At 68.4% G+C, this 21,479-nt stretch carries 23 protein-coding genes; 13 read left to right on the forward strand and 10 right to left on the reverse strand.

Going from position 1 to position 21,479, the window contains the following annotated elements; genetic code table 11:
• The 3 genes from ELY12_RS04285 to ELY12_RS04295 form a co-directional block, all read left to right on the forward strand.
• A partial coding sequence (locus ELY12_RS04285; protein WP_164549398.1) for a DUF58 domain-containing protein occupies window positions 1-1,240 on the forward strand: 1,240 nt, incomplete at its 5' end.
• Entirely contained in the window at window positions 1,237-2,268 is a 1,032-nt protein-coding gene (locus ELY12_RS04290) for a stage II sporulation protein M (RefSeq protein ID WP_126175474.1), read from the forward strand. The genes ELY12_RS04285 and ELY12_RS04290, both read left to right, overlap by 4 nt.
• Window positions 2,265-3,182: an RDD family protein gene (locus ELY12_RS04295; protein ID WP_126175475.1), complete on the forward strand. Its 918-nt coding sequence runs from the start codon at window positions 2,265-2,267 to the stop codon at window positions 3,180-3,182. Before ELY12_RS04290 ends, ELY12_RS04295 begins: the two co-directional genes overlap by 4 nt.
• 28 nt (window positions 3,183-3,210) lie before the next feature.
• On the opposite strand, the gene ELY12_RS04300 is transcribed toward ELY12_RS04295, so the two are convergent.
• The 4 genes from ELY12_RS04300 to ELY12_RS04315 form a co-directional block, all read right to left on the reverse strand.
• Complete coding sequence (locus tag ELY12_RS04300; protein WP_126175476.1) at window positions 3,211-3,660, reverse strand: hypothetical protein; 450 nt, start codon at window positions 3,658-3,660, stop codon at window positions 3,211-3,213.
• Between the two features lie 121 nt (window positions 3,661-3,781).
• Entirely contained in the window at window positions 3,782-4,942 is a 1,161-nt protein-coding gene (locus ELY12_RS04305; RefSeq protein WP_126175477.1) for an acyltransferase family protein, read from the reverse strand.
• 34 nt (window positions 4,943-4,976) lie between these two features.
• Window positions 4,977-5,969, reverse strand: coding sequence for an isoaspartyl peptidase/L-asparaginase family protein (locus ELY12_RS04310; protein ID WP_420907046.1), 993 nt, complete (start codon window positions 5,967-5,969; stop codon window positions 4,977-4,979).
• 2 nt (window positions 5,970-5,971) lie between these two features.
• A complete protein-coding gene (locus ELY12_RS04315; RefSeq protein ID WP_164549399.1) occupies window positions 5,972-6,505 on the reverse strand; it encodes a phosphatase PAP2 family protein in 534 nt (177 codons plus the stop codon).
• Between the two features lie 161 nt (window positions 6,506-6,666).
• On the opposite strand from ELY12_RS04315, the gene ELY12_RS04320 reads away from it, so the two are divergent.
• Window positions 6,667-7,185 (forward strand): GNAT family N-acetyltransferase, encoded by a 519-nt coding sequence (locus ELY12_RS04320; protein WP_126175479.1) that lies wholly within the window; start codon window positions 6,667-6,669, stop codon window positions 7,183-7,185.
• Here ELY12_RS04320 and ELY12_RS04325 read toward each other — a convergent pair.
• Together ELY12_RS04325 and ELY12_RS04330 are read right to left on the reverse strand one after the other, a co-directional pair.
• The gene (locus ELY12_RS04325) at window positions 7,182-7,952 is read right to left on the reverse strand and encodes a hypothetical protein (RefSeq protein WP_126175480.1); all 771 of its coding nucleotides are present in this window, start codon (window positions 7,950-7,952) and stop codon (window positions 7,182-7,184) included. The genes ELY12_RS04320 and ELY12_RS04325 overlap by 4 nt on opposite strands.
• Before the next feature lie 122 nt (window positions 7,953-8,074).
• On the reverse strand, window positions 8,075-9,097 hold the full coding sequence (locus ELY12_RS04330) for a zinc transporter ZntB (protein WP_126175481.1): 1,023 nt from the start codon (window positions 9,095-9,097) through the stop codon (window positions 8,075-8,077).
• Window positions 9,098-9,169: 72 nt separating this feature from the next.
• On the opposite strand from ELY12_RS04330, the gene ispG reads away from it, so the two are divergent.
• Complete coding sequence (gene ispG, locus ELY12_RS04335) at window positions 9,170-10,291, forward strand: flavodoxin-dependent (E)-4-hydroxy-3-methylbut-2-enyl-diphosphate synthase (protein ID WP_126175482.1); 1,122 nt, start codon at window positions 9,170-9,172, stop codon at window positions 10,289-10,291.
• A 42-nt stretch (window positions 10,292-10,333) separates the two neighbouring features.
• Window positions 10,334-11,047, forward strand: coding sequence for a murein L,D-transpeptidase catalytic domain-containing protein (locus ELY12_RS04340; RefSeq protein ID WP_126175483.1), 714 nt, complete (start codon window positions 10,334-10,336; stop codon window positions 11,045-11,047).
• Between the two features lie 110 nt (window positions 11,048-11,157).
• Here ELY12_RS04340 and ELY12_RS04345 read toward each other — a convergent pair whose 3' ends face one another.
• Window positions 11,158-12,522, reverse strand: coding sequence for a L,D-transpeptidase family protein (locus tag ELY12_RS04345; protein ID WP_420907049.1), 1,365 nt, complete (start codon window positions 12,520-12,522; stop codon window positions 11,158-11,160).
• A 180-nt stretch (window positions 12,523-12,702) separates the two neighbouring features.
• Here ELY12_RS04345 and ELY12_RS04350 point away from each other — a divergent pair, with 180 nt between their 5' ends.
• Together ELY12_RS04350 and acnA are read left to right on the forward strand one after the other, a co-directional pair.
• Entirely contained in the window at window positions 12,703-13,596 is an 894-nt protein-coding gene (locus ELY12_RS04350) for a DMT family transporter (protein ID WP_126175484.1), read from the forward strand.
• A 110-nt stretch (window positions 13,597-13,706) separates the two neighbouring features.
• Window positions 13,707-16,382: an aconitate hydratase AcnA gene (gene acnA, locus ELY12_RS04355; RefSeq protein WP_126175485.1), complete on the forward strand. Its 2,676-nt coding sequence runs from the start codon at window positions 13,707-13,709 to the stop codon at window positions 16,380-16,382.
• An 81-nt stretch (window positions 16,383-16,463) separates the two neighbouring features.
• On the opposite strand, the gene ELY12_RS14245 is transcribed toward acnA, so the two are convergent.
• The gene (locus ELY12_RS14245) at window positions 16,464-17,411 is read right to left on the reverse strand and encodes a PEP-CTERM sorting domain-containing protein (protein ID WP_164549400.1); all 948 of its coding nucleotides are present in this window, start codon (window positions 17,409-17,411) and stop codon (window positions 16,464-16,466) included.
• Window positions 17,412-17,707: 296 nt separating this feature from the next.
• On the opposite strand from ELY12_RS14245, the gene ELY12_RS04365 reads away from it, so the two are divergent.
• A complete protein-coding gene (locus tag ELY12_RS04365) occupies window positions 17,708-18,148 on the forward strand; it encodes a hypothetical protein (protein ID WP_126175487.1) in 441 nt (146 codons plus the stop codon).
• Window positions 18,141-18,344, forward strand: a complete 204-nt coding sequence (locus ELY12_RS04370) for a helix-turn-helix transcriptional regulator (protein WP_126175488.1) — start codon at window positions 18,141-18,143, stop codon at window positions 18,342-18,344. Before ELY12_RS04365 ends, ELY12_RS04370 begins: the two co-directional genes overlap by 8 nt.
• Here the strand turns inward: ELY12_RS04370 and ruvB are convergent.
• Window positions 18,324-19,352, reverse strand: coding sequence for a Holliday junction branch migration DNA helicase RuvB (gene ruvB / locus ELY12_RS04375; protein WP_126175489.1), 1,029 nt, complete (start codon window positions 19,350-19,352; stop codon window positions 18,324-18,326). The genes ELY12_RS04370 and ruvB overlap by 21 nt on opposite strands.
• A complete protein-coding gene (gene ruvA, locus ELY12_RS04380; RefSeq protein WP_126175495.1) occupies window positions 19,349-19,945 on the reverse strand; it encodes a Holliday junction branch migration protein RuvA in 597 nt (198 codons plus the stop codon). The genes ruvB and ruvA overlap by 4 nt, the downstream gene beginning before the upstream one ends.
• A 287-nt stretch (window positions 19,946-20,232) precedes the next feature.
• On the opposite strand from ruvA, the gene ELY12_RS04385 reads away from it, so the two are divergent.
• From ELY12_RS04385 to ELY12_RS04395, 3 genes are all read left to right on the forward strand, one after another.
• Window positions 20,233-20,583, forward strand: coding sequence for a hypothetical protein (locus tag ELY12_RS04385; RefSeq protein ID WP_126175490.1), 351 nt, complete (start codon window positions 20,233-20,235; stop codon window positions 20,581-20,583).
• Between the two features lie 54 nt (window positions 20,584-20,637).
• A complete protein-coding gene (locus tag ELY12_RS04390; protein ID WP_126175491.1) occupies window positions 20,638-20,943 on the forward strand; it encodes a hypothetical protein in 306 nt (101 codons plus the stop codon).
• A 122-nt stretch (window positions 20,944-21,065) separates the two neighbouring features.
• Window positions 21,066-21,479, forward strand: a 414-nt coding sequence (locus ELY12_RS04395; RefSeq protein ID WP_126175492.1) for a chorismate synthase, incomplete at its 3' end; no start/stop codon positions are given.

Consider the following 21,479-nt stretch of genomic DNA (forward strand, 5'->3'; position numbering starts at 1 on the left):
CGCCGCGCCCGGCGCGTGGGTGGTGGCGCCGGCGGCCGGAGCGGTCTTGATCTTGCTGGTGCTGTTCGACGCCTTGCTCGCGGGGCGGGTGGCCGATTGGCGGGTGCTGGGACCGGACGACGCCGAGATCGGCGAGCCGGTGACGATAAAGGTGATGGCCGACCTCGCCGGGGGCCTGCCGCGTCGGATGGAGGCCGCGGTGGCGGTCGATCCGCGGCTCGACCGGTCGGGCCAAGTGCGTGTCAAGCTCAGTCCCCGCGATGGCGCGTGGCAGGGCGAGACGGAGGCAACTCCGAACCGCCGGGGCACCGCATCGCTGACCCGCGCCTGGCTGCGCTGGACCGGCCCGCTCGGGCTGGGAGCGCGGCAGGTGTCGGGCAATCTCGAATGCGCGGTGCGCATTTGGCCCGACCTCTCGCCGGTGCGCAGCCCCGCGCTGCAGCACTTCCTGCGCGATGCGCAGTTCGGCCTGATTGCCCGGCGCATCCGCGGCGAAGGCACCCAGTTCGAGGCGCTCTCCGAATACGAACCCGGGATGGACCGGCGGCGGATCGACTGGAAGGCGTCGGGCCGCCACACCCGCCTCTACGCGCGCGAGAACGAGAGCGAGCGCAACAACCAGATCGTCTTCGCATTCGATTGCGGCCAAGCGATGTGCGAGCCGGTCGACGGCCTGCCGCGGATCGACCGCGCGGTCTCCGCTGCGCTGACCGCCGCCTACGTCGCGATGAAAGGGGGAGACCGCGTGGCGCTGTTCGGCTTCGCCCGCCGGCCGCAAGTGCTGACCCCGTTCTTCGGCGAAACGCGCCGCTTCCACCGCCTGCAGACCGCCGCAGCCGGGCTCGATTACCATGCCGAAGAGCCCAACTTCACGCTGGCGCTGGCGACGCTCGCGCAGCGGCTGCAGCGGCGCAGCCTGATCGTGCTATTTTCCGATTTCACCGATCCCACCAGCGCGGAGCTCATGATCGAGAGCCTCGGCCGGCTGGTCGAGCGGCACCTCGTGCTGTTCGTGACCATCGAGGACAGCGAGCTCGCCGAACTGCAGGGGGCCGAGCCCGACACCCTCGACGCCCTCGCCACCGCGGTCGCGGCCGACACTCTCGCCCGCCAGCGCGCGCTGGTGCTGCTGCGCCTGCGCCAGCTCGGGATCGACGTGATCGAGGCGCCGTGGGCCGCGATCGGCTACCGCCTGATCGACCGCTATTTAGAGATCAAGCGGCGGGGAGCGATCGGATGAACGCCGTGTTGGGCACCGCCGAGATCGAAGCGGCGACCTTGCGCTCGGACCGATTCCGCCTCGCGCGCGAGGGCGAGTGGCGGCGGCTCGAGCATCTCGTCAGCCGGATGGAATCGGGCCGGTTGCGCAAGCTCTCCGATGAGGACGTGCTGGCCCTCCCCGCGCTTTACCGCACCGCCGCCTCCAGCCTCGCGGTCGCGCGCGAGACTTCGCTCGACGCGGCGACGATCGTCTATCTCGAGGGGCTGGTGCGGCGCGCGTGGTTCCAGGTCTATGGCCCGCGCCAGGGGTTCGCGCGGTGGTTCGCGGGTTTTCTCGGCGGCGGTCTCAGCCAGGCGGTGCGCGCGATCTGGCCCGACGTCCTGATCGCGCTGGCGGTGATGGTGGCGGGCGCGGTCACCGGCTGGCTGCTCGTCGCCCAGGACCAGGAATGGTACTGGAGCCTCGTCCCTAGCCAGTTCGCGGATACCCGCGTACCCGGCGCGAGCCGCGAAGTGCTGCTGCAAGCGCTCAGCACCGAGAAGTCCGCCCCCGGCCTGTCCGGGTTCGCTGCGTTTCTGTTCCAGAACAACGCGGGCGTCTCGATCCTCGCCTTCGCGCTCGGGTTCGCGTTCGGCATCCCCACGCTGCTGGTGCTGCTCAAGGAGATGGCGACGCTCGGCGCGATGCTGTGGCTGTTCCATGGACAGGGCCTGACGCTGGAGTTCGCCGCCTGGCTGTCGGTCCACGGCACGACCGAGCTATTCGCGATCCTGCTCGCGGGGGCCGCGGGCCTGCATGTCGGGCGGGCGATGGCCTTCCCGGGCGAACGTTCGCTGCTCGCCGCCACCGCCGAGGCAGGGCGCCGCGCGGCGATCGTGATGGCGGGGGTGGTGATGATGCTGGTCGCCGCGGCGCTGCTCGAATCGTTCGCGCGCGAGCTGGTCGGCGGGACCTGGGACCGGCTGCTGATCGGCGGCACGATGCTGGCCGCCTGGCTCGCGTACTTCTTCGCCTTCCGCCGCCGCCCCGCGGGGTTCGGCGGATGACCGGCGCGTTCGTCCCGTTCGACCTCAAGCGCCGGCGTGAGGTGGTCACGCCCGAAGGCATCGCGCTGACCTTCGTGGTCGCGACCCGCGGCGCGCGCTTCGGCGCATTCGTGCTCGACTACCTGATCCTCAGCGTCGCCACCGTGACGGCCGTGCTGCTGCTCGAATGGATGATCGGCGGGGCATCGACGGTCGACGACAAGTCGCCGGGCGGCGCGCGCGAGTTCCTGCGCGTGATCGAAATGCTCGTCTGGTTCCTCGCCTGGAACGGCTACTTCATGGCCTTCGAGCTCGGACCGCGCGGGGCGACTCCGGGCAAGCGCGCAGTCGGCATCCGCGTCGCCGCGCGCGGTGAAGGCGGCGATGGCGCGGCGCGCCTGACCGCCGAAGCGGTGATCGCGCGCAACCTGCTGCGCGATATCGAGCTGTTCCTGCCGCTCATCCTGCTGCTGGTCGCGCCGACCGGGGAAACGGGGTCTGCGGGGTTCGCCGGCGCGCTGTGGTTCCTGGTGTTCATGCTGTTCCCGTTCTTCAACCGCGACGCGCTGCGCGCCGGGGACGTGGTCGCGGGCACCTGGGTGGTCGAGGCGCCCAAGGCCAAGCTGCCCGACACGCTCTCCACCGAAGGCGGCGCGCGCGGGCCGAGCGCGGTGACCGGCGCCAGCTATCGCTTCTCGGAGAAGGAGCTCGCGGTCTACGGCGAGTACGAGCTGCAGACGCTCGAGCGCGTCCTGCGCGAAGGCCGCCCCGAAGCGATCGCCTCGGTCCATGAAGCGATCTGCCGCAAGATCGGCTGGAACCCTGGCGCGGGCGACGAACGCGCGTTCCTCGAAGCCTACTACGCCCAATTGCGCGCGCGGCTGGAAGGCGGGATGCGTTTCGGCAAGCGCAAGGCGGACAAGTTCAGCGGGTGAACCTGGCCGCCCTGCGTCTGCCTGCGGGTTATTTCACCCAGGTGTTGTTCCGCATCAGCATCGATCCGGCGAGTTTGCGATAGGTGGCCCGCTTGCCGGAAGCCGCCTCCTGCTTCGCGGCGGTGGTCTGCATGTAGGCGTTGAACGCCTTCTCGCGGCGGAGCGCTTCGTCCTTGTCCGCCAGCCGCGGCAGCCAGGTCACCAGCCAGATGTCCGCCTCGCCCGCACGGGGAAACTCGTTCGACCAGATCTGGTAGTCGGTGATCCAGCCCTGGCTTTTCGCGTACTCGCTCGACTTCTTCCAATCGCCCGCGAGGTGATTTGCGTATTCGAGCGTGTGGCCGTCCTCGATGTCGATCATCGACACCTCGACATAATCACCCGGCTCGATCGGCCATTCGGACTGTGCGGACACCGCCGCCGGCGCGGCAAACGACAATGCGGCAGCGCCCAGCGCGGCCAATCCCAGTTTCTTCATGCTGTCCAACTCCCCAGAACCCGGCCGGTGCATGATTGCACCGCCGGCTAGACCTCTGGAGTCGGGCGACCCGGAATATTTCCCCTGTTGGGCCGGCCCCTCGGCGACGGGAAAGCTACGCCTATTGCAGCGCTTGTCGAGTCGGACTTGCAAGCGGCTCCGGGGCACGCGGCGGCGCCGCGCGTAGCCCGATCAGCGGCCGGAGCGGCCTGATGGTGCGGCCGATGAGATAGAACGCCCAGCAACCGCTCACAGTCGCCGCCAGCAGGATCGCGAACTCCGCGCCCGGGGGCAGCGCCAGCGGGAGGAGCGACCAGCCGACCAGCACGATGATCGTCTGGTGCACGATGTAGAACGGAAACACCGCTTCGGTCAGCGTCGGCCGCCAGCGGTGGTCGCGGTTCCAGTAGCGGTCGGCCATGCCGATCAGCGCGACGATCGCGCTCCACGCGAACACCGCGCGGGCGGCCTCGAACCACGGATAGACCCAGGCGGGCGCGACCGTGTCACCGGGCCAGTTCCACTCGGTGACCGCGACGACGGCATAGCTAACCACAGCCAACAACGCAGCGATGCGCCACCACCGCCGGATGCCAGCCCACGCGCCCGCCGCTCCGCGCAGGAGATAGCCGAACAGGAACAGCGGCAGGTAGAACGTGTGCGCGTACCCGTCGCCGACCAGATCGTGGGTCTCCTCGGCGCCGGGCCAGCCGAGCCACAGGCGTGAGAGCAGCAGCGCTATCGGAACCGCCATGATCCGCCAATCGGCGAGTGCCCGATCGAGCAGCCGGGCTCCGCCAGCGCGCACTCGTTCGGGCAGCAGCAGGATCGCGGCGAGCACCAGCGTGTAGGCCCACAGGTATGCGACGAACCACAGGTGATTCCAGGTCGGCAGCATGATCCCGTCGAGCGGGGCGAAGCGGAAGTAATCGTGCAGCCAGAACCACCCGAGGCCCGCGCCATACCCATGCTTGAAGCTGAGCTCGACCCACGGCTGGGGCGGCACGACCAGCACCATGCCCGCGACCAACGGAATGAGCAGTCGGGCACTGCGATTGCGCACGAACCCGCCCAGCCCGCGCGAGCGCCCGAACAGCGCGGCCGAGGCATAGCCCGACACCACGAACAGCAGGCCGAGCCGCCAGGCGTTGGTCGCCAGCATGGGCAGCGCGGCCCATTCGAGCGGCCGCGCGGTCTTCACGTGCCAGTCCCACGGCACGAAGAACATCCCGATGTGGTAGAGGATCAGCAGCCCGAACGCCGCGATCCGCAGCCAGTCCATGCCATAGTGCCGCCCCGCCGGTGCGGCAGCGCCCTCACTCGTCGGCAAAGATCGCCACCTCGCTCATGCCGCTCGCGGTCGCGCGGCCGCGGTACATGCCGGGGGTGTTGAGCGCGAACACGGGCGCGCCGTCCTTGCCGACAACAATCACGCCGCCATCGCCGCCCATGGCGCCGACCTCGGCCATCACGGTCTTTGCGGCGGTATCGACCGTCTCAGCCGCCAGCAGGACCCGATCGCAGATCGCGTGAGCAACGCCAGCACGGATGAAGTACTCGCCTGAGCCGGTCGCGCTGACCGCGCAGGCGCGATCATCGGCGTAGGTGCCGGCGCCGATTACGGGCGCATCACCGATGCGTCCCCAGCGCTTGCCGGTCATGCCGCCGGTCGAGGTACCTGCCGCCAGATGCCCCTCGCTGTCGCGCGCTACCGCGCCGACAGTGCCGTACTTGAACTCGACGTCGAGCGCGGAGAGATTCTTCGCCTTGAGCGTTTCGAGCTGCTTCTTGCGCTCTTCGGTCGCGAAGAACTCGGGCGGGACGATTTCCAGCCCGTGCTCGCCGGCAAACTCCTCCGCCCCCTTGCCGGAGAGGAACACATGGCGCCCATCCTCCATCACCTGCTGTGCGAGCAGGATCGGATGACGTACCGTGTGCACGCCGGCGACCGCGCCCGCGCGGCGCCCGTTGCCGTCCATGATCGCGGCGTCGAGCTCGTTGATCCCGTCCCACGTGAACACCGCGCCGCGCCCGGCGTTGAACTTGGGATCGTCCTCCAGGATGGTGATCGCGGCGGTTACTGCGTCGATCGCGCTGCCGCCCTCCTTCAGCACCTTGGCGCCGGCATCGAGCGCGACCTGCAGCGCGGCCTTGTAGTCGGCCTGCTGCTGCTCGGTCATCCGGCTCCGCTCGAGCGTGCCCGCGCCGCCGTGGATCGCGAACGACCAGTCGGCGGAAGCGGCGGTCTCTTGGGCGGCGGCAGGGACGGTCATCGCCAGAGCCGTGGCGATCAGGATCAGCGCGCGCAAGGTCAGAACGCCATCGCGACGGTCGCGCCGCCGCCCTTGCTATCGACCCACGGGGCAATCGCCATGCGCTTTTCCGCCAACGGATGGGTCAGCAACAGCCCCGAGCCGGTGCCGATCGCGGCGCCGGCCAGCACATCGTACCAGTGATGCTTGTCGGCTTTCACCCGGGCCACGCCGACGAAAGTCGCGAGCGCGAAAGCCGGGATGCCCTCGGCTGCGCCGCGCCGCTCGTAGATACTCGCCGCCGCGCCGAACGCCGCCGTGGTGTGCCCCGAGGGGAAGCTGCGGTTGTCGCTGCCGTCAGGTCTTCGCTCCGGAAAAATCTCCTTGAGGCCGCTGGAGACCGCATAGCCCGCGCCGATCGAGCCTGCGGCCTGCAGCACGCCCTTGCCGTCGCCGGTCATCGCCGGAACGCCGATCGACCACGCCGTGAGGGCACCGACACCCACGGTGCTGGCGGTGTCCCAGTCCTTTTCGGAAGCAGTCGCCGGAGCGGCGACGACGAGCACGGCAGCGAGTGCGGCGGAGCGGATCATGCGCATTGCGCGACGGTATCACCGTGCCCGGCGAGGCAAAGCAAATTGTTATCCACCGGCTGTGGAACACCGATTTGCGGCCCGAACCTCCAGCATGATACGCAACGCCTCGAACGGTTTTGCCGCTTCAAACGCGGTCGCAAGCAAACTAGGGGCGCGGGATGATCCTGCGCCCCGCTTTGCATTCGGACCTCGAAACCCTGGTGCCATTTGCGCGCGCAGCGTTCACCGACGCGTTCGGGCATTTCTACGATCCCGAAGACCTCGCCGCCTTCCTCGACGACTATCGCGCACCCGAGCGCTACGCGGCGGCGATCGACGATCCGACCAAGTCGGTCACGCTGGCGGAAGAGGACGGCCGGCTGCTCGGCTATGCGACCGTCGACCTCGCGTGCGGTTTCGACGAGCGGCCCGATCCGCAGCCGCGCCAGCCGGCCACACTGGGCCAGCTCTATTGTGCGAGCGATACGACCGGACGCGGCGTCGGCGCGGCGCTGCTCGACCAGGCGATCGCCGAAGCGCGAGAGCGCGGCTGCGACGTGTTGCAGCTATCGGTCTACAGCGAGAACTTCGGCGCCCAGCGGTTCTACCAGCGCTATGGCTTTGCCCATGTGGCGGACATCGACTTCTGGGTCGGCCGCCACCGCGATGACGAGTTCCTCTACGAACTCACGCTCTAGGCGGCGAGCGCCAGGGCGGGAGCGGCCAGCGGCTCGTCAGCCCGCGCCTGCCACTTACGCTTTTCGGCATCGAAAAACGCCACCACAATCAGGAAGGTGAGGTTGATGAAGGCGAACTCGCCGCCGTCTTCCAACCAGGCCTGGAAGTCAGTCTGCGCCACGGTGTGCGGGCCCCAGGTGACGATCATGTCGACGAACACGCCGAATACCGCCGCCATGCCGATGCCGGCCGCGATATAGAGGCTGTGCACCGCCGCCTTGGGCCGGGCGGAAAACAGCGCGCTCGCGAGGCCCGCGAGCCAGATCATCCCGACCATGGCGAAGAACAGCATCTCGCCGATGTCGTTAGCGTGGACCGGCGAGTTCGCCGGATCGGGGATGTAGGGCGCGATCCAGTGGCCGAACGCCTCGTGGAATTCGGCCGCGTTGTCGATCGTCAGCCAGACCATCATCACCGCGTTTGCGAGATAGGCCGCCGCGCCGAGCCGCCGCCACATCACGAACAGCATCCCCGCGCAGCTCAGGGTCAGCGAGTATTCGAGGTATTCGCCGAAGCTGTGGTCCTGCGAAATGAACAGTTGCACCGGCAGCGCCGCGCCGGTCGCATCGCCGTAGTGCGCGGCGAGGTCCATGCCCACGATCACCCCGGCCCACGGCCAGATGAACATAATCGCGGTCCGCACCGCCTTGCTCGACAACACGGTTCTTGCCGCATCGAGCGCCTCGGTGGTGAGCGAAGAGAGCCAGGCGATAAGAGCGCGGGACATCGGAGTACCTTTCGCGGGGACAGGCGCGCTCGATACGCCTGACCGCGAGGGTTGTCGGTTAACCGGAATGCCTAAGATTTCCTCCGTCCCGCGGCGGAACAGCCGAGCGCGCGGCGGTTACCTCACATCCAGCGCCAGCGCTTGAACAGCCACACGGTCACCACGCCGAACAGCACGCACAGCGCGGTCACGTACCAGAAACCTTCCGGATCGCCGGCGATCTCGGCCCACGGCATGCCGCCGACATTGATCCCGAACAGGCCGACGAGGAAACTCAGCGGCAGGAACACCGTCGCGACTAGGGTCAGCCGGCGGTTGGTCTTCTCCGAGCGGGCGAGCGCGCGGCTGCGCAATTCGTCCATCAGGACCACCGCGCTTTCCTTGCTGACGTCGATATCGTCGAGGAAGCGGCGCAGCAGCGCGATGGTCTCGCCGATCTCGCGCCGGTCGTGCGCTTCGAACCAGCTCGGCGCGTCGCGGCTGATCGATTCGAGCGCGACGTGCTGCGGGCCCATGTGGCGCTGGAGCGCCAGGCTCTGGCGCCGGATCGCGGCGATCCGCGCGAGCCGGTCCTCCTCGTCCGCGCGGCGCAGATCGGTGCTTTCGAGCTGGTCGATCTCCTCGTTCACGTCGACGATCGCGGCGTTCATGCGGTGGACGAGGTGCTCCGCGAGCTGCGTGATCAGCGCCCCGGCATCGCCCGGCCCACGGCGCGCATCGATTTCGCCCAGCACGTCCTCGGGCGTCTGCAGCGGATGGCGGCGCAGGGTGATCACCCGGCGACCGTCCGACCACAGTTGCATCGAGACCATGTCCTCGGGATCGGCGCCGGGGTTGAAGTTGATCCCGCGTAGCGTGGCGACCAGCGTGTCGCCGTCGCGGAACGCGCGCGGGCGGGTCGAATCGCTGGTTAGCAGCTCGGCAGTCGGTTCGGGGATGGTGAGTTCGCTCTGGAGCCATTCGGCGACCTCGGGCCGGGTGCGGTCGAGATGGAGCCACAGGACCTCATCAGGCGCGCCCGGTTGCCAGCCCTGCGCGCGCTCCCAGGTGATCGGCCGCCCGCCGCCGTGCCCGTCGAGCACGCGGCCGATCAGCATCGGGCCGTCGCAGTCGTGGTCGTCGGTGGGATCGCGGGGCGGCGTCATTGCCGGGCGTCATGCCGCATTGCGGGAGCGCTGTCATTGCCCCTTAATCAGGGCCGGACTATATGCGCGGCCATGTCCTCAGTACGTCCGTGGCGCGACATCGTCCGCCGCCAGTCCCGCCAGATCATGGTCGGCAACGTCCCCGTCGGCGGCGACGCGCCGATCAGCGTGCAGACGATGACCAACACCCCGACCGAGGACGTCGGCGCGACGATCGACCAGATCCGCCGCTGCGAGGACGCGGGCGCGGACATCATCCGCGTTTCGTGCCCCACCGCCGAGAGCACCGCGAACTTCGACCAGATAACCCGCGCGGCCAAGGTGCCGATCGTCGCCGACATCCACTTCCACTACAAGCGCGCGCTCGAAGCCGCCGACAAGGGTGCGGCGTGCCTGCGGATTAATCCCGGTAACATCGGCTCGAGCGAGCGGGTCGCCGAAGTGGTCCGCGCCGCCAAGGCCAACGGCTGCGCGATCCGCATCGGGGTCAACGCCGGCAGCCTCGAGAAGGACCTGCTCGAAAAATACGGCGAGCCTTGCCCCGAGGCGCTGGTCGAGAGCGCGCTCGACCATATCAAGCTGCTGCAGGACCACGACTTCCACGAATACAAGGTCGCGGTGAAGGCGAGCGACGTGTTCCTCGCGGTGTCGGCCTACATGGCGCTCGCGGAGACTGTCGACTGCCCGCTGCACCTCGGCATCACTGAGGCGGGTGGCCTGATCGGCGGGACAGTGAAATCTTCGATCGGCATGGGCAACCTGTTGTGGGCCGGCATCGGCGACACCATCCGCGTGTCGCTGAGCGCCGAGCCGGAGCAGGAAGTTCGAGTCGGGTTCGAAATCCTCAAGAGCCTCGGCCTGCGCACCCGCGGGGTCCGCATCGTCTCGTGCCCCTCGTGCTCGCGGCAGGGCTTCGACGTGATCCGCACGGTCGAGGCCCTGGAAAAGCGGCTCGAGCACATCAAGACGCCGATGAGCCTCTCGGTCCTCGGCTGCGTCGTGAACGGTCCCGGCGAGGCACGCGAAACCGACATCGGCATCACCGGCGGCGGCGCGGGCAAACATATGGTGTACCTCTCGGGCGTCACCGACCACCATGTGCAGTCCGACACCATGCTTGATCACATCGTCGGCCTGGTCGAGGCAAAGGCCGCCGAAATCGAGGCCGATTCGCTCGCCGAGGCGGCGGAGTGAGGTTCAGCGCATCGGCAGGATTGCCGCGCTAGGCTTGGGCACATGAAGCGGCGCGATCTCTTGAAGGGCACGCTGGCGGCAGGCGCAGCGCTCGCGGTGACGCCGGTGCGGGCGCAAGTGCCCGCGGCTCCGATCGCGCTCAATCCGCGCGACCGGCGGCTGTTCGCCATCGCGCAGGAGCAATTGGCCAGGCACGGCGCCGGGCTGTGGGCGCGCGACGTGGTCGGCGTGGCCGATTTCGGCCTACGCTCGTCCGACCCGCGCCTCCACTACGTCGATTTCGAGCGGGGGGTGGTCGACAGCTACCGCGTGGCGCATGGCATGGGCTCGGACCCCGAGCATGACGGCTGGCTCAACTTCTTCTCGAACGTCCACGAATCGTGGTGCACCAGCAAGGGCGCCTACATGACCTTCGGGTGGTACACCGGGAAGTACGGCACCTCGATCCGGCTGGAAGGGCGCGACCCGACCAATTCCAACGCGCTCGACCGGGCGATCGTGATGCACCGTGCGGGCTACTGCGAGCCATCGCACCTCGCGCAATACGGCAAGCTCGGCCGCTCGAACGGATGCTTCGCGATGAGCGACGAGGACTTCAAGCTCGCCCTCCTGCGTCTCGCGGGCGGCCGGCTGCTCTACGCCGACAAGATCGGCATCGGTCCCAATGGCGAACAGGTCACTGAGCCGCCGAAGGGCCTGCAACTGCTGATCCCAGAAAGCACGCCGCAGCCCCCGCTGGTGCCGGGCGCGTTCTAGCCAGCCTCCGCAACGTCACCCCGGACTTGATCCGGGGTGGCGCTGCACTTCACGCCCCAAAAGAGTAGCACCGGCCCCGGATCAAGTCCGGGGCGACGGGTCTTTTGCGATTAGGTCGTCTGCAGATCGTCGACGATCTCGACCACATCCTCGCTGCTGGTGCGCGCGCGGTTGGCGACGCGCGGCGCATCGAGGCTGGCGAGCACCGGCGCATCGCGGCCGTAAATGTCGCTGAACTGGCGCAGCTTGCCGGTAATGTCGCGGCCCATCGTGAAGTAGGTGATGTAGACCGGCATCTGCTTCTGGATCGGCACGCGGGTGTACTTGCCGCTGGTGCTGATCGCGACCGCCTCGTCCGCCGCCGCCTTGCGCGTTTCCGGCGTGGTGGCGAGATTGCCGAGGATCGCCAGCGTGATCGCCAGCTCGGTCGCCCGCTCGGTCCGCACGCAGCCGTGGCTCAGCGCGCGGTTGTCCTGGTTGAACAGGTTGCGGCTCGGCGTGTCATGCAGGAAGATCGCGTGCGGATTGGGCATGTCGAGCTTCATCAGACCGAGCGAGTTGTTCGGTCCGGGCTGCTGGACCACGGTGATCGTGCCATCGCCGTTCTTGGTCGCCTTGTAACCGGCACGCGGCGCGCGCAGCAGCGAAGCGCCGAGGCCCTCGCCCTTCACGATCGACTGCGGCACCGTCCAGGTCGGGTTGAAGATCACGCCTTCGACCTGCTCGGCGAGCTGCGGGGTCGCGGTGCGGCCCGGCTTGCCGACGATCGTGCGGTAGGTGCTGATGATCTTGTCGTTGACCGTCAGGCGCAACTGATACTCGGGCACGTTGGTGATCAGGTACTGGTTGCCCAGGTCCTTCGCCAGCCACCGCCAGCGGTCCATGTTGGCGCGGATCAGCTTGCGCTGCGCCCCGTCCTTGGTGTTGGCGAGCGCCGTCTTGAGGACCTCGTAATCGGGATGGTCGGGATTGAGCGCGGCGAGGCTCGCGGCGACCGAATGGCCGGCGAGCGCCTGCGCCATCACGTCACCGGTCCGGTAGCGGTCGGCGTCGGGATCGACCACGAACCACTGCTTGCGCGCCTCCATCGGAGTGCGCCCGTCGCGCAGGTCCTCGACCAGCCACGCGAAGCTGCGGCTGGCCGCCTGGTCGAGCGCTTCGCCCGGACCGGCCGCGATCGCCGCCTGCAGTTCGTCGGGCTTGTAGTCCTTGGGTGTGAGCCCCTCGGCCCCGATGCCCGCGATAACCTTCAGCAGCGCCTGCGCATCGGCGATGTTCCACTGCTGCACTTCGGGCGTGACCGCCTGGACGGTGGCCGACATCTCGGCGCGCGAAGTCACCTCGTCCGAACCGGTCGGCACCTTGGCCGGGGTCACGGTCGGCGGATCGGGCGGGAGGATGTTTTCGGGCGCCTTGCCCGCCGGTTGCGCCGCGAATGCCGTTGCCGGCACCGCAACCATCGCCGCACCGATCATCAACGTCCGCATCAAACCCTTGGTCACTTAATTCGCCCCTTCACGCTGGTTGGCCGCCCCACCGGCGGCATCAAGGCTCCCGCTTCATAGCGCGCCTGCCGGGCCTCCTTCAACGCGCGCGGCTGAAGCCACGCTGAATCCGCCTTGACCGGTGGCACGAATGCCACGAACCGCCGGTCAATGCCCCGCCGCGATCATACGACCCTCCCCATCCTCGCGGTGATTGCCGCGATCGGCGTGTTGACGTTGATGGACGCGTTCATGAAATCGGCCGCGCTGGCGGTTGGCGCGTACAGCGCGCTGTTGCTGCGTGCTCCGATCGGGTTCGGAATGGCTGCGCCTGCCTGGCTGATGGCTGGTGGGAGGTGGCCGGCGTGGCCCGTGCTACGCATCCACCTCATTCGCGGCGTCGTGGTGTCCGCGATGGCGTTCTTGTTCTTCTTCTCGCTCACCCGCCTGCCGATGGCGCAGGCGCTCGGCATCAGCTTCATCGCCCCGCTCATCGCACTGTTTCTCGCCGGAATTCTCCTCGGAGAGCGCGTCGGATCGCGTGCAGTGATCGGCGCCCTGCTCGCGCTGGGCGGAGTGGGTGTCATCCTCGCGGGCAAGATCTGGCGGGAAAGCATGGGCGACGGCGCGGCGCTCGGTATCGCCGCCGTGCTTGGTTCGGCAGTACTCTACGCATGGAACCTCGTGCTCCAGCGTCAGCAGGCACTCGTCGCCAAGCCGCTCGAGGTCGCGACCTTCCAGAACGGCATCACCTTCCTGGTGCTGGCCGGGTTTGCGCCGCTTTTCGCGCAGATGCCCGAGGGCGGCGAGTGGCTCGATATCGGCGCGAGCGCGCTGCTTTCGGTCAGCGGCGCGCTGCTTTTCACGTGGGGCTATGCGCGGGCAGAAACCCAGCAGCTCGCACCGCTCGAATACACCGGCTTCCTGTGGGCGGCGCTGTTCGGCTGGCTGTTCTTTCGCGAGCCGGTGACCGAGGCGACAATCGCCGGGACAGTGTTGATCGTCGCGGGCTGCTGGACCGCCACCCGCGGTGCCGCGGCCGAGCCCGAACAGGTAGCCGCCTGACTTGGCCCGCGCCAAGCAATCGTAGCCGGGCGTGACTTGACCAAACGCGCTCCAGCGAGCAGGTGCGCGGCCATTCCCGGACACGCAATTTCGAAGGACCGTCAGCACCCATGACCCAGGTCGGCAAGGACTCGCTCGCAACCCGCAGCACACTGACCGTCGGCGGCAAGGATTATGCCTACTACTCGCTGAAGAAGGCGGCGGAGAAGGTCGGCGACGTCAGCCGCCTGCCGTTCAGCATGAAGGTGCTGCTGGAGAACCTGCTGCGGTTCGAGGATGCCGGGTTTACCGTGTCGGTCGGGCACATCCAGGCACTGGCCGACTGGCAGAAGAACCCCGCCACCGGCGGCGAGATCCAGTACCGCCCGGCGCGCGTGCTGATGCAGGATTTCACCGGCGTCCCGTGCGTTGTGGACCTCGCCGCGATGCGCGATGCGATCGCCAAGCTCGGCGGCGACACCAAGAAGATCAATCCGCTGGTTCCGGTCCACCTCGTCATCGACCACTCGGTGATGGTCGACGAGTTCGGCACGCCCAAGGCGTTCGAGGCCAACATGGCATTGGAATACGCGCGCAACGCCGAGCGCTACGACTTCCTGAAGTGGGGTTCCAAGAGCCTCGACAACTTCAAGGCGGTGCCCCCGGGCACCGGCATCTGCCACCAGGTGAACCTGGAAAACATCGCGCAGTGCGTGTGGACCTCGATGGACCAGGACGGCGCGGCGGTCGCCTATCCCGACACCTGCGTCGGCACCGACAGCCATACGACGATGGTCAACGGCCTCGGCGTGCTCGGCTGGGGTGTCGGCGGAATTGAGGCCGAAGCGGCGATGCTCGGCCAGCCGGTATCGATGTTGATCCCCGAAGTGGTCGGCTTCCGTTTCACCGGCGAGCTCGCGGAGGGGGTGACCGCCACCGATCTCGTCCTCACCTGCACCCAGATGCTGCGTGCCAAGGGCGTGGTCGGGCGTTTCGTCGAATACTTCGGCGCCGGCCTCGCCAGCCTCAGCCTCGCGGACCGCGCGACGCTGGCCAATATGGCGCCCGAATACGGCGCGACCTGCGGCTTCTTCGGGATCGACGACAAGACGCTCGAGTACCTGCGCCTGACCGGCCGCGAGGACGACCAGATCGCGCTGGTCGAGGCCTATGCCAAGGAACAGGGCCTGTGGATCGACCCCAAGGCCGAAGAGCCGATCTTCACCGACACGCTTGAGCTCGACCTCTCGACCGTCGTGCCCAGCCTCGCCGGGCCCAAGCGCCCGCAGGACAAGGTCGCGTTGCCCGACGTCGACAAGCTGTTCAACGACCAGCTCAAGGACATTTACGGCAAGGCCAAGCCCACGCGCTGCGCGGTCGATGGCGCTGATCATGATGTCGGCGACGGCGACGTGGTGATCGCAGCGATCACCAGCTGCACCAACACCTCCAACCCCGACGTGCTGATTGCCGCCGGCCTCGTCGCCAAGAAGGCCAACGAGCGCGGTCTCAAGCCCAAGCCGTGGGTCAAGACCAGCCTCGCGCCCGGATCGCAGGTGGTTACGGACTATCTCGTGAAGGCCGGCCTGCAGGAGCATCTGAACGCAATCGGGTTCGACCTGGTCGGCTACGGCTGCACCACCTGCATCGGCAACTCCGGCCCGCTGGCCGAGCCGATCTCCAACGCGATCAACAAGAATGACCTTGTCGCCGCCAGCGTGCTGTCGGGCAACCGCAACTTCGAAGGCCGCGTGTCGCCGGACGTGCGCGCGAACTTCCTCGCCAGCCCGCCGCTGGTGGTCGCCTACGCGCTCAAGGGCACGGTGACCGAGGACATGATCGACGATCCAATCGGCCAGGGCAGCGACGGCAAGGACGTGTTCCTCAAGGACATCTGGCCGAGCAACGCCGAGGTCGCGACCTTGCGCGCCGGGGCGATCGACCGCGACATGTTCGTCGCCCGCTACGCCGACGTCTACAAGGGCGATGCGCACTGGCAGGCGATCGATGTCACCGGTTCGGACACCTATACCTGGCGCGCCGGTTCGACCTACGTCGCCAACCCGCCGTACTTCGAAGGCATGGAGATGACCCCGGCGCCGGTGATGGATATCATCGAAGCCAAGCCGCTGGCGATCCTCGGCGATTCGGTGACCACCGACCACATCTCGCCCGCTGGCTCGATCAAGGCGGACAGCCCGGCCGGCACCTACCTGCAGGAGCACCAGGTCGCCAAGGCGGACTTCAACTCCTACGGCAGCCGGCGCGGCAACCATGAGGTGATGATGCGCGGCACCTTCGCCAACATCCGCATCAAGAACGAGATGGTCCCGGGCGTCGAAGGCGGAATGACCCGCTACAACGGCGAGACCATGGCGATCTACGACGCGGCGATGAAGCACAAGGCCGACGGCACGCCGCTGGTGGTGATCGCGGGCAAGGAATACGGGACCGGCTCCAGCCGCGACTGGGCCGCCAAGGGCACCAACCTCCTCGGCGTGCGGGCGGTGATCGTCGAGAGCTTCGAGCGCATCCACCGCTCGAACCTGGTCGGGATGGGCGTGCTGCCGCTGCAGTTCAAGGACGGCGAGAGCCGCGCCTCGCTCGGGCTGACCGGAGACGACACCTTCACCATCCGCGGCCTCGCCGAGATCAAGCCGCAGCAGGACGTCGAGGTCGAGGTGACCAAGGCCGACGGCACCACGAGCACCTTCATCGCGAAGTGCCGGATCGATACCGCCAACGAGCTTGAGTACTTCACCAACGGCGGCATCCTGCAGTACGTGCTGAGGAAGCTCGCCGCGTAAGCGGCATCCGAGCGCTAAATGAAAAGGGGCGACTCCCTCGCGGGAGCCGCCCCTTCTCGTTAGGGCGAAGTGCTTCGAGGCTCAGTCCGCCTTGGGAGCCTTCTTGCGCCGGCCGAGCACGGCGGCGGCGGCGGCGCCGAACAGCACGATCATCGGCGGCGCGGGCACCGGGGTGCCGCTGCTCGAACCGTGCCAGCCGCTCGATCCCGAGGTCGAGGACGAGCTGGACGACGACGTGCTCGAGGAGGTCGAGCTGCTGGTCGACGAACTGGTCGACGACGAAGTCGACGTCGACGACGAGGTGCTGCTCGTGATGTTGCCCGAGCTCGAGGTGCTGGTCGACACATTGCCCGACGAGCTCGATGTGCTGGTCACGTTGCCCGACGAGGTGGTCGTCGTGCTGGTGATCCCGCCGGTCGAGGTCGAGGTGGAGCTGCCGCCCGAGGAGGTCGACGTCGAGCTGCCGCCAGTCGAGGTGGAAGTCGAGCCGCCGTTGTTCGAGTTGTCGATATCGATGTCGATATCCTGACCCTGGCTGCCGCTCGAGGTCGTGGTCGAGCTGACCACCACGCTGCCGCCGCTCGAGCCGCCGCCGAAGAAGCCACCGAAGAACCCGCCACCGAAGCCGCCAAAGCCCCCGCTGCCGCCGACCACGGTTACTCCACCGCTGCCGCCACTGATCGGGCCGCCGGGGGGTGGAAGCGGAATGGGAGCCAGCGCGATCTGGTAGGCCGGCGGGCAGGCGTTGGCCACGGCCGGCACCGGCTGGCCCGGCGCGGCGACGAACCCGCCCTGAGCGACCGGCACGCACTCCACCTCGCGATGGACGATGCGGCGCTGCCGCTGGACCGTCCGCGGCACGTGGCGCTGCGCAACATGGCGCGGCTTGGTGGTGCGCGGAGTCGGCTTGATCTGCTTGGTCTGCTTGACGCTGGTCGGGTTGGCGCGCGGCTGTTCGGCCATGTGCACCGCGCCGCCGGCGAGCAGGACCGTGCCCGCCGCGGTGGCGGACAGTTTTGCGAGGGCCATCTTTACCGACATGGGCTTGTCTCTCGTTTCTCTCGACGGGGAGAACCTGCCGGCGGGTCCGGCTGGAACATGCCCCTGTGATCCGAGGAAACGACACGCGACCCCTGCCGACAATTGAATTAACCACGAAAAATCGTTGTCCGGCCTCGATTTCGGGACTCCGACCCTGCGGCGGACTAGCTCTGTCCCAAAGTGAAACCGGTTCGGCTAACGCGATTAACCCCAGGACCTCTCCGGCTTGACCTCATGTAACTCACAGGTTACATCAAACTCGATCCAGTTTGAGGGGCGAACCGATGAACCAACTGTCCGATGTCGAGCAGGCCGATCGCCTCGGCCGCCGCCGCGCGCGCATTCTGCCGGTGCTGGCGATCTTCTTCCTCAGCCAGCAGGCGGCATTCTTCTCCAACCCGCCTGCCGAGCGCGCGGTCGATCACGTCCGCATCGGCGCGTGGGTGGTGATGAGTGCGGCGATCCTGTTCGCGCTCTACACCGGCGGCGCGTGGTTCCGCTCACCCGCGGTGCGCGCGATGCTCAACGACGAGCCGACCCGCGCTAATCGTGCGAACGCGATGCAGTGGGGCTTCATCGCGGCGACCGTCGTCGGTATGCTGGTCTATGTGTTCCAGGGCGTCGCACAGTTCACCACGCGGGAGGTGATCCACCTCATCGTCAGCGCCGGGCTGGTCGCAGCGCTGGTTCGCTTCGGGATGCTCGAACGCCGCGCGCATGCCTGAACTCGCAAACCGCTTGCGCGAGGCACGCGAGGCCAAGGGGTGGACCCAGGCCGAGCTCGCCGCGCGTATCGGGGTCAGCCGCAAGACGGTGAACACGGTGGAGAACGGGGTGTTCACCCCCTCCACGGTGGTCGCGTTGAAACTGGCCCGCGCGCTCGGAGAGCCGGTCGAGGCGCTATTTTCCCTGGTCGAATAGCCCCGTCTGGCTGCCCTTCGGCGGCGCGATGTCGAGGTGCACCCAGCCCGCATCGTTGAGGCACCGCCCACGCGCGGTCCGCGCCACCAGGCCGAGCTGGATAAGGTAGGGCTCGACCACCTCCTCGATCGTGTCGCGCGGCTCGGCGAGGCCCGCGGCGAGCGTTTCGACGCCGACCGGTCCGCCTTTGTAGGTCTCCGCGATCATCCGGAGATAGCGCCGGTCCATCGCATCGAGCCCGAGCTTGTCGATCTCCAGCCGGGTGAGCGCCTGGTCGGCCACCGCCGCGGTCACCGTGCCATCGCCCGCGACATGCGCGAAGTCGCGCACCCGGCGTAGCAAGCGACCGGCCACGCGCGGCGTGCCCCGGCTCCGCCGCGCAATCTCCCGCGCGCCGCCGGGATCGAGCTCCAGCCCGAGCAGCCGCGCCCCGCGCGTCACCACCCGCTCCAGTTCCTCGACCGTGTAGAAATTGAGCCGCACCGGAATGCCGAACCGGTCGCGTAAAGGCGTCGTCAGCAGCCCTTGCCGGGTGGTCGCGCCGATCAGCGTGAACGGCGGCAGGTCAATCCGCACCGAGCGCGCCGACGGCCCCTCGCCGATGATCAGGTCGAGCGCACGGTCCTCCATCGCGGGATAGAGCACCTCCTCGACCACCGGATTGAGCCGGTGAATCTCGTCGATGAACAGCACGTCGTTGGCTTCGAGATTGGTCAGCAGCGCGGCGAGGTCGCCCGCCTTGGCAATCACGGGACCGCTGGTCGCGCGAAAGCCCACGCCGAGCTCCTTGGCAACGATCTGCGCCAGCGTCGTCTTGCCCAGCCCCGGCGGCCCGAAGAACAACACATGGTCCATCGCCTCGCCCCGCCCGCGCGCCGCGTCGACGAACACCCGCAGGTTCTCCCGCGCCGCCTCCTGCCCCACGAACTCGCCGAGCGACTTCGGGCGCAGCGCGGCGTCGGGATCGTCGGGAAGACGCTCGGGCGTGTGGATCGGATCGAGGCTCACCCCGCTGCCCTCTTCAGCGCCACGCGGATGAGATCGCCCTCGGCCGCGCCCTCGCCCAGTTCGTCGATCGCGCGGGAGACGGCGGCGGCGGCGATGGCGGGTTTGAAGCCGAGGTTTTGCAGGGCGCTGACGGCGTCGGCGCTGGCTCCGCCCCGCGGCAACGCGGCGGCGACGCCGGGTGCGGTCGGGAGGGCGCCGGCCTTGTCGGCCAGTTCGTTGACGATGCGGCTGGCAAGCTTCGGCCCCACCCCCTGCGCGCGCGCGATGGTCGCGGCGTCTCCGGAGGCGCAGGCGCGCTGAACGTCCTCCGTGCTCAAGGCCGAGAGGATCGCTAGCGCAACCTTGCTGCCCACCCCTTGCACCTGGGTCAGCAGGCGGAACCAGTCGCGCTCCCCTGCCGTGGCAAAGCCCAGCAGGCGCATGTCGTTCTCGCTCACCTGCAGGTCGGTGAACACCGTGCAACCCTCGCCTGTCTCGCCGAGCGCGGCGAGGGTCTTCGACGAGCAATGGACCAGGTAGCCGACGCCCGCGACGTCGATCACGGCCCAGTCGGCGCCGGTCTCGTCGAGCAGGCCCTTCAGCTTGGCAATCATGGTTTGTTCTTGGCCTGTGGCCGCGCGTTTGGCCAGTGCGCCGCGCAACTCGTCCACGCCGCGAAATCTGTAGGACTTGTCACACTTGTCACACTGTCCAGGAGAATTTGTCGCCTTGCGGGCAAAGGTGTCGCCTTGCGGGATGCGGTGTCGCCTTCCGGCCGCTCGCGACGGACGAGCGGATATAGAGGATCGAGCATCACCATCGCGCCAAGCGTAGCGGCGCGGCGGCATGTAGGAAACCGCGCGGGTTGAGGCGCGCATCCGCAGTGCCTAGGTTGCCCCCCGTGAGCCGCGTTCTGCCTTTGACCTTCCGCCTGATGCTCGCCGCGATGCTGGCGGTGATCGGGCTGCACGCGGTCCCCGACCAGCCGCTGCCGGCGCAGGTCTCGCACGGCTCCGCGTTCAGCGCGGGGACGGTCGAGGTGTCGCTGCTGGCGCGCCGCGTCGCGCCGGGCGAGGCCAGACCGATCGCTGCGCCAGTGCCGCTTCCGCTGGATCCCGCCGCCGAGCCGGTCGACATTGATTCAGCTCCGCAGGCGAGCGATGCCTGGCCTGCCCACCCGCAGACCGGTCCGCCAGTTCTGCGCCTCGGCCGCGGCGACCCGCCACCTCGCGCGCCTCCTGCCTTGTCCTGAAGCCCTTTCCGCGCGCCCGCCGCGGTGCGCATCCTCCTTTTCAGGACAACAGACATGACTGCCATCGACACCGCTTCCGCCGCGCGCGGAGGCGACCGCTTCGACGCGATCGAAGCCCTGCTGGCGCGCTACCCGCGCGTCGACGCCGACGAGCTCGCCGAGCTCAAGACCTGGTTCCGCAAGGAAGCGAGCGCGTTCGAGGTCGCCAGCATGGCGAGCAAGGAGGCGATCCACGCCCCCTACCGCCAGTTCCGCGCCGACCACATCGACCGGCTGCGCCCGATCGACGTGGTCAAGGGCCTCGCCTTCGCGGCGGCGATCGTGGGCCTGTTGCTCGCGGTCTTCGTGATCAAGGCGTAGCGGCACACCTGGGGGCGGGCCGCCGGCTCGCCCCCATCCCCAACAGCATCAAGCGCGCCTTGGGCGGCCCGAAGCAGCGCGGGCGTGGACAGGCGCGGGACGATCCGACACAACGCGCGCCCATGAGCTGGAACACCTTGGGCCGCGTGTTGCGGATGACCACCTGGGGCGAGAGCCACGGGCCGGCGCTGGGCGCGGTGCTCGACGGGTGCCCGCCGGGGCTGGCGCTGAGCGAGGCGGACATCCAGCCGTTCCTCGACGCGCGGCGGCCGGGGCAGAACAAGTTCACCACCCAGCGGCAGGAGCCGGACGCCGTCCGCGTGCTTTCGGGCACGTTCGAGGGGAGGACGACCGGCACCCCGATCAGCCTGGTGATCGAGAACGTCGACCAGCGATCGAAGGACTACTCGGAAGTCGCCAAGGCCTACCGTCCCGGCCACGCCGACTACGCCTACGACGCCAAGTACGGCTTCCGCGATTATCGCGGCGGCGGGCGCAGCTCGGCGCGCGAGACCGCGGCGCGCGTGGCGGCGGGC

Source organism: Tsuneonella rigui, from assembly GCF_003958625.1.
In the GTDB taxonomy this organism is placed as follows: Bacteria; Pseudomonadota; Alphaproteobacteria; order Sphingomonadales; family Sphingomonadaceae; genus Tsuneonella; species Tsuneonella rigui.

Excerpts from the sequence above, each read along its gene's own strand:
- acnA (WP_126175485.1), top strand. The coding sequence starts at position 13,707 with ATGACCCAGGTCGGCAAGGACTCGCTCGCAACCCGCAGCACACTGACC.
- ELY12_RS04370 (WP_126175488.1), top strand. The coding sequence starts at position 18,141 with ATGCCTGAACTCGCAAACCGCTTGCGCGAGGCACGCGAGGCCAAGGGG.
- ruvA (WP_126175495.1), bottom strand. The coding sequence starts at position 19,945 with ATGATTGCCAAGCTGAAGGGCCTGCTCGACGAGACCGGCGCCGACTGG.
- ELY12_RS04300 (WP_126175476.1), bottom strand. The coding sequence starts at position 3,660 with ATGAAGAAACTGGGATTGGCCGCGCTGGGCGCTGCCGCATTGTCGTTT.
- ELY12_RS14245 (WP_164549400.1), bottom strand. The coding sequence starts at position 17,411 with ATGGCCCTCGCAAAACTGTCCGCCACCGCGGCGGGCACGGTCCTGCTC.
- ELY12_RS04290 (WP_126175474.1), top strand. The coding sequence starts at position 1,237 with ATGAACGCCGTGTTGGGCACCGCCGAGATCGAAGCGGCGACCTTGCGC.
- ELY12_RS04305 (WP_126175477.1), bottom strand. The coding sequence starts at position 4,942 with ATGGACTGGCTGCGGATCGCGGCGTTCGGGCTGCTGATCCTCTACCAC.
- ELY12_RS04340 (WP_126175483.1), top strand. The coding sequence starts at position 10,334 with ATGAAGCGGCGCGATCTCTTGAAGGGCACGCTGGCGGCAGGCGCAGCG.
- ELY12_RS04295 (WP_126175475.1), top strand. The coding sequence starts at position 2,265 with ATGACCGGCGCGTTCGTCCCGTTCGACCTCAAGCGCCGGCGTGAGGTG.
- ELY12_RS04350 (WP_126175484.1), top strand. The coding sequence starts at position 12,703 with ATGCCCCGCCGCGATCATACGACCCTCCCCATCCTCGCGGTGATTGCC.
- ELY12_RS04345 (WP_420907049.1), bottom strand. The coding sequence starts at position 12,522 with ATGATCGGTGCGGCGATGGTTGCGGTGCCGGCAACGGCATTCGCGGCG.
- ispG (WP_126175482.1), top strand. The coding sequence starts at position 9,170 with ATGTCCTCAGTACGTCCGTGGCGCGACATCGTCCGCCGCCAGTCCCGC.
- ELY12_RS04365 (WP_126175487.1), top strand. The coding sequence starts at position 17,708 with ATGAACCAACTGTCCGATGTCGAGCAGGCCGATCGCCTCGGCCGCCGC.
- ELY12_RS04390 (WP_126175491.1), top strand. The coding sequence starts at position 20,638 with ATGACTGCCATCGACACCGCTTCCGCCGCGCGCGGAGGCGACCGCTTC.
- ELY12_RS04330 (WP_126175481.1), bottom strand. The coding sequence starts at position 9,097 with ATGACGCCGCCCCGCGATCCCACCGACGACCACGACTGCGACGGCCCG.
- ELY12_RS04325 (WP_126175480.1), bottom strand. The coding sequence starts at position 7,952 with ATGTCCCGCGCTCTTATCGCCTGGCTCTCTTCGCTCACCACCGAGGCG.
- ELY12_RS04320 (WP_126175479.1), top strand. The coding sequence starts at position 6,667 with ATGATCCTGCGCCCCGCTTTGCATTCGGACCTCGAAACCCTGGTGCCA.
- ELY12_RS04315 (WP_164549399.1), bottom strand. The coding sequence starts at position 6,505 with ATGATCCGCTCCGCCGCACTCGCTGCCGTGCTCGTCGTCGCCGCTCCG.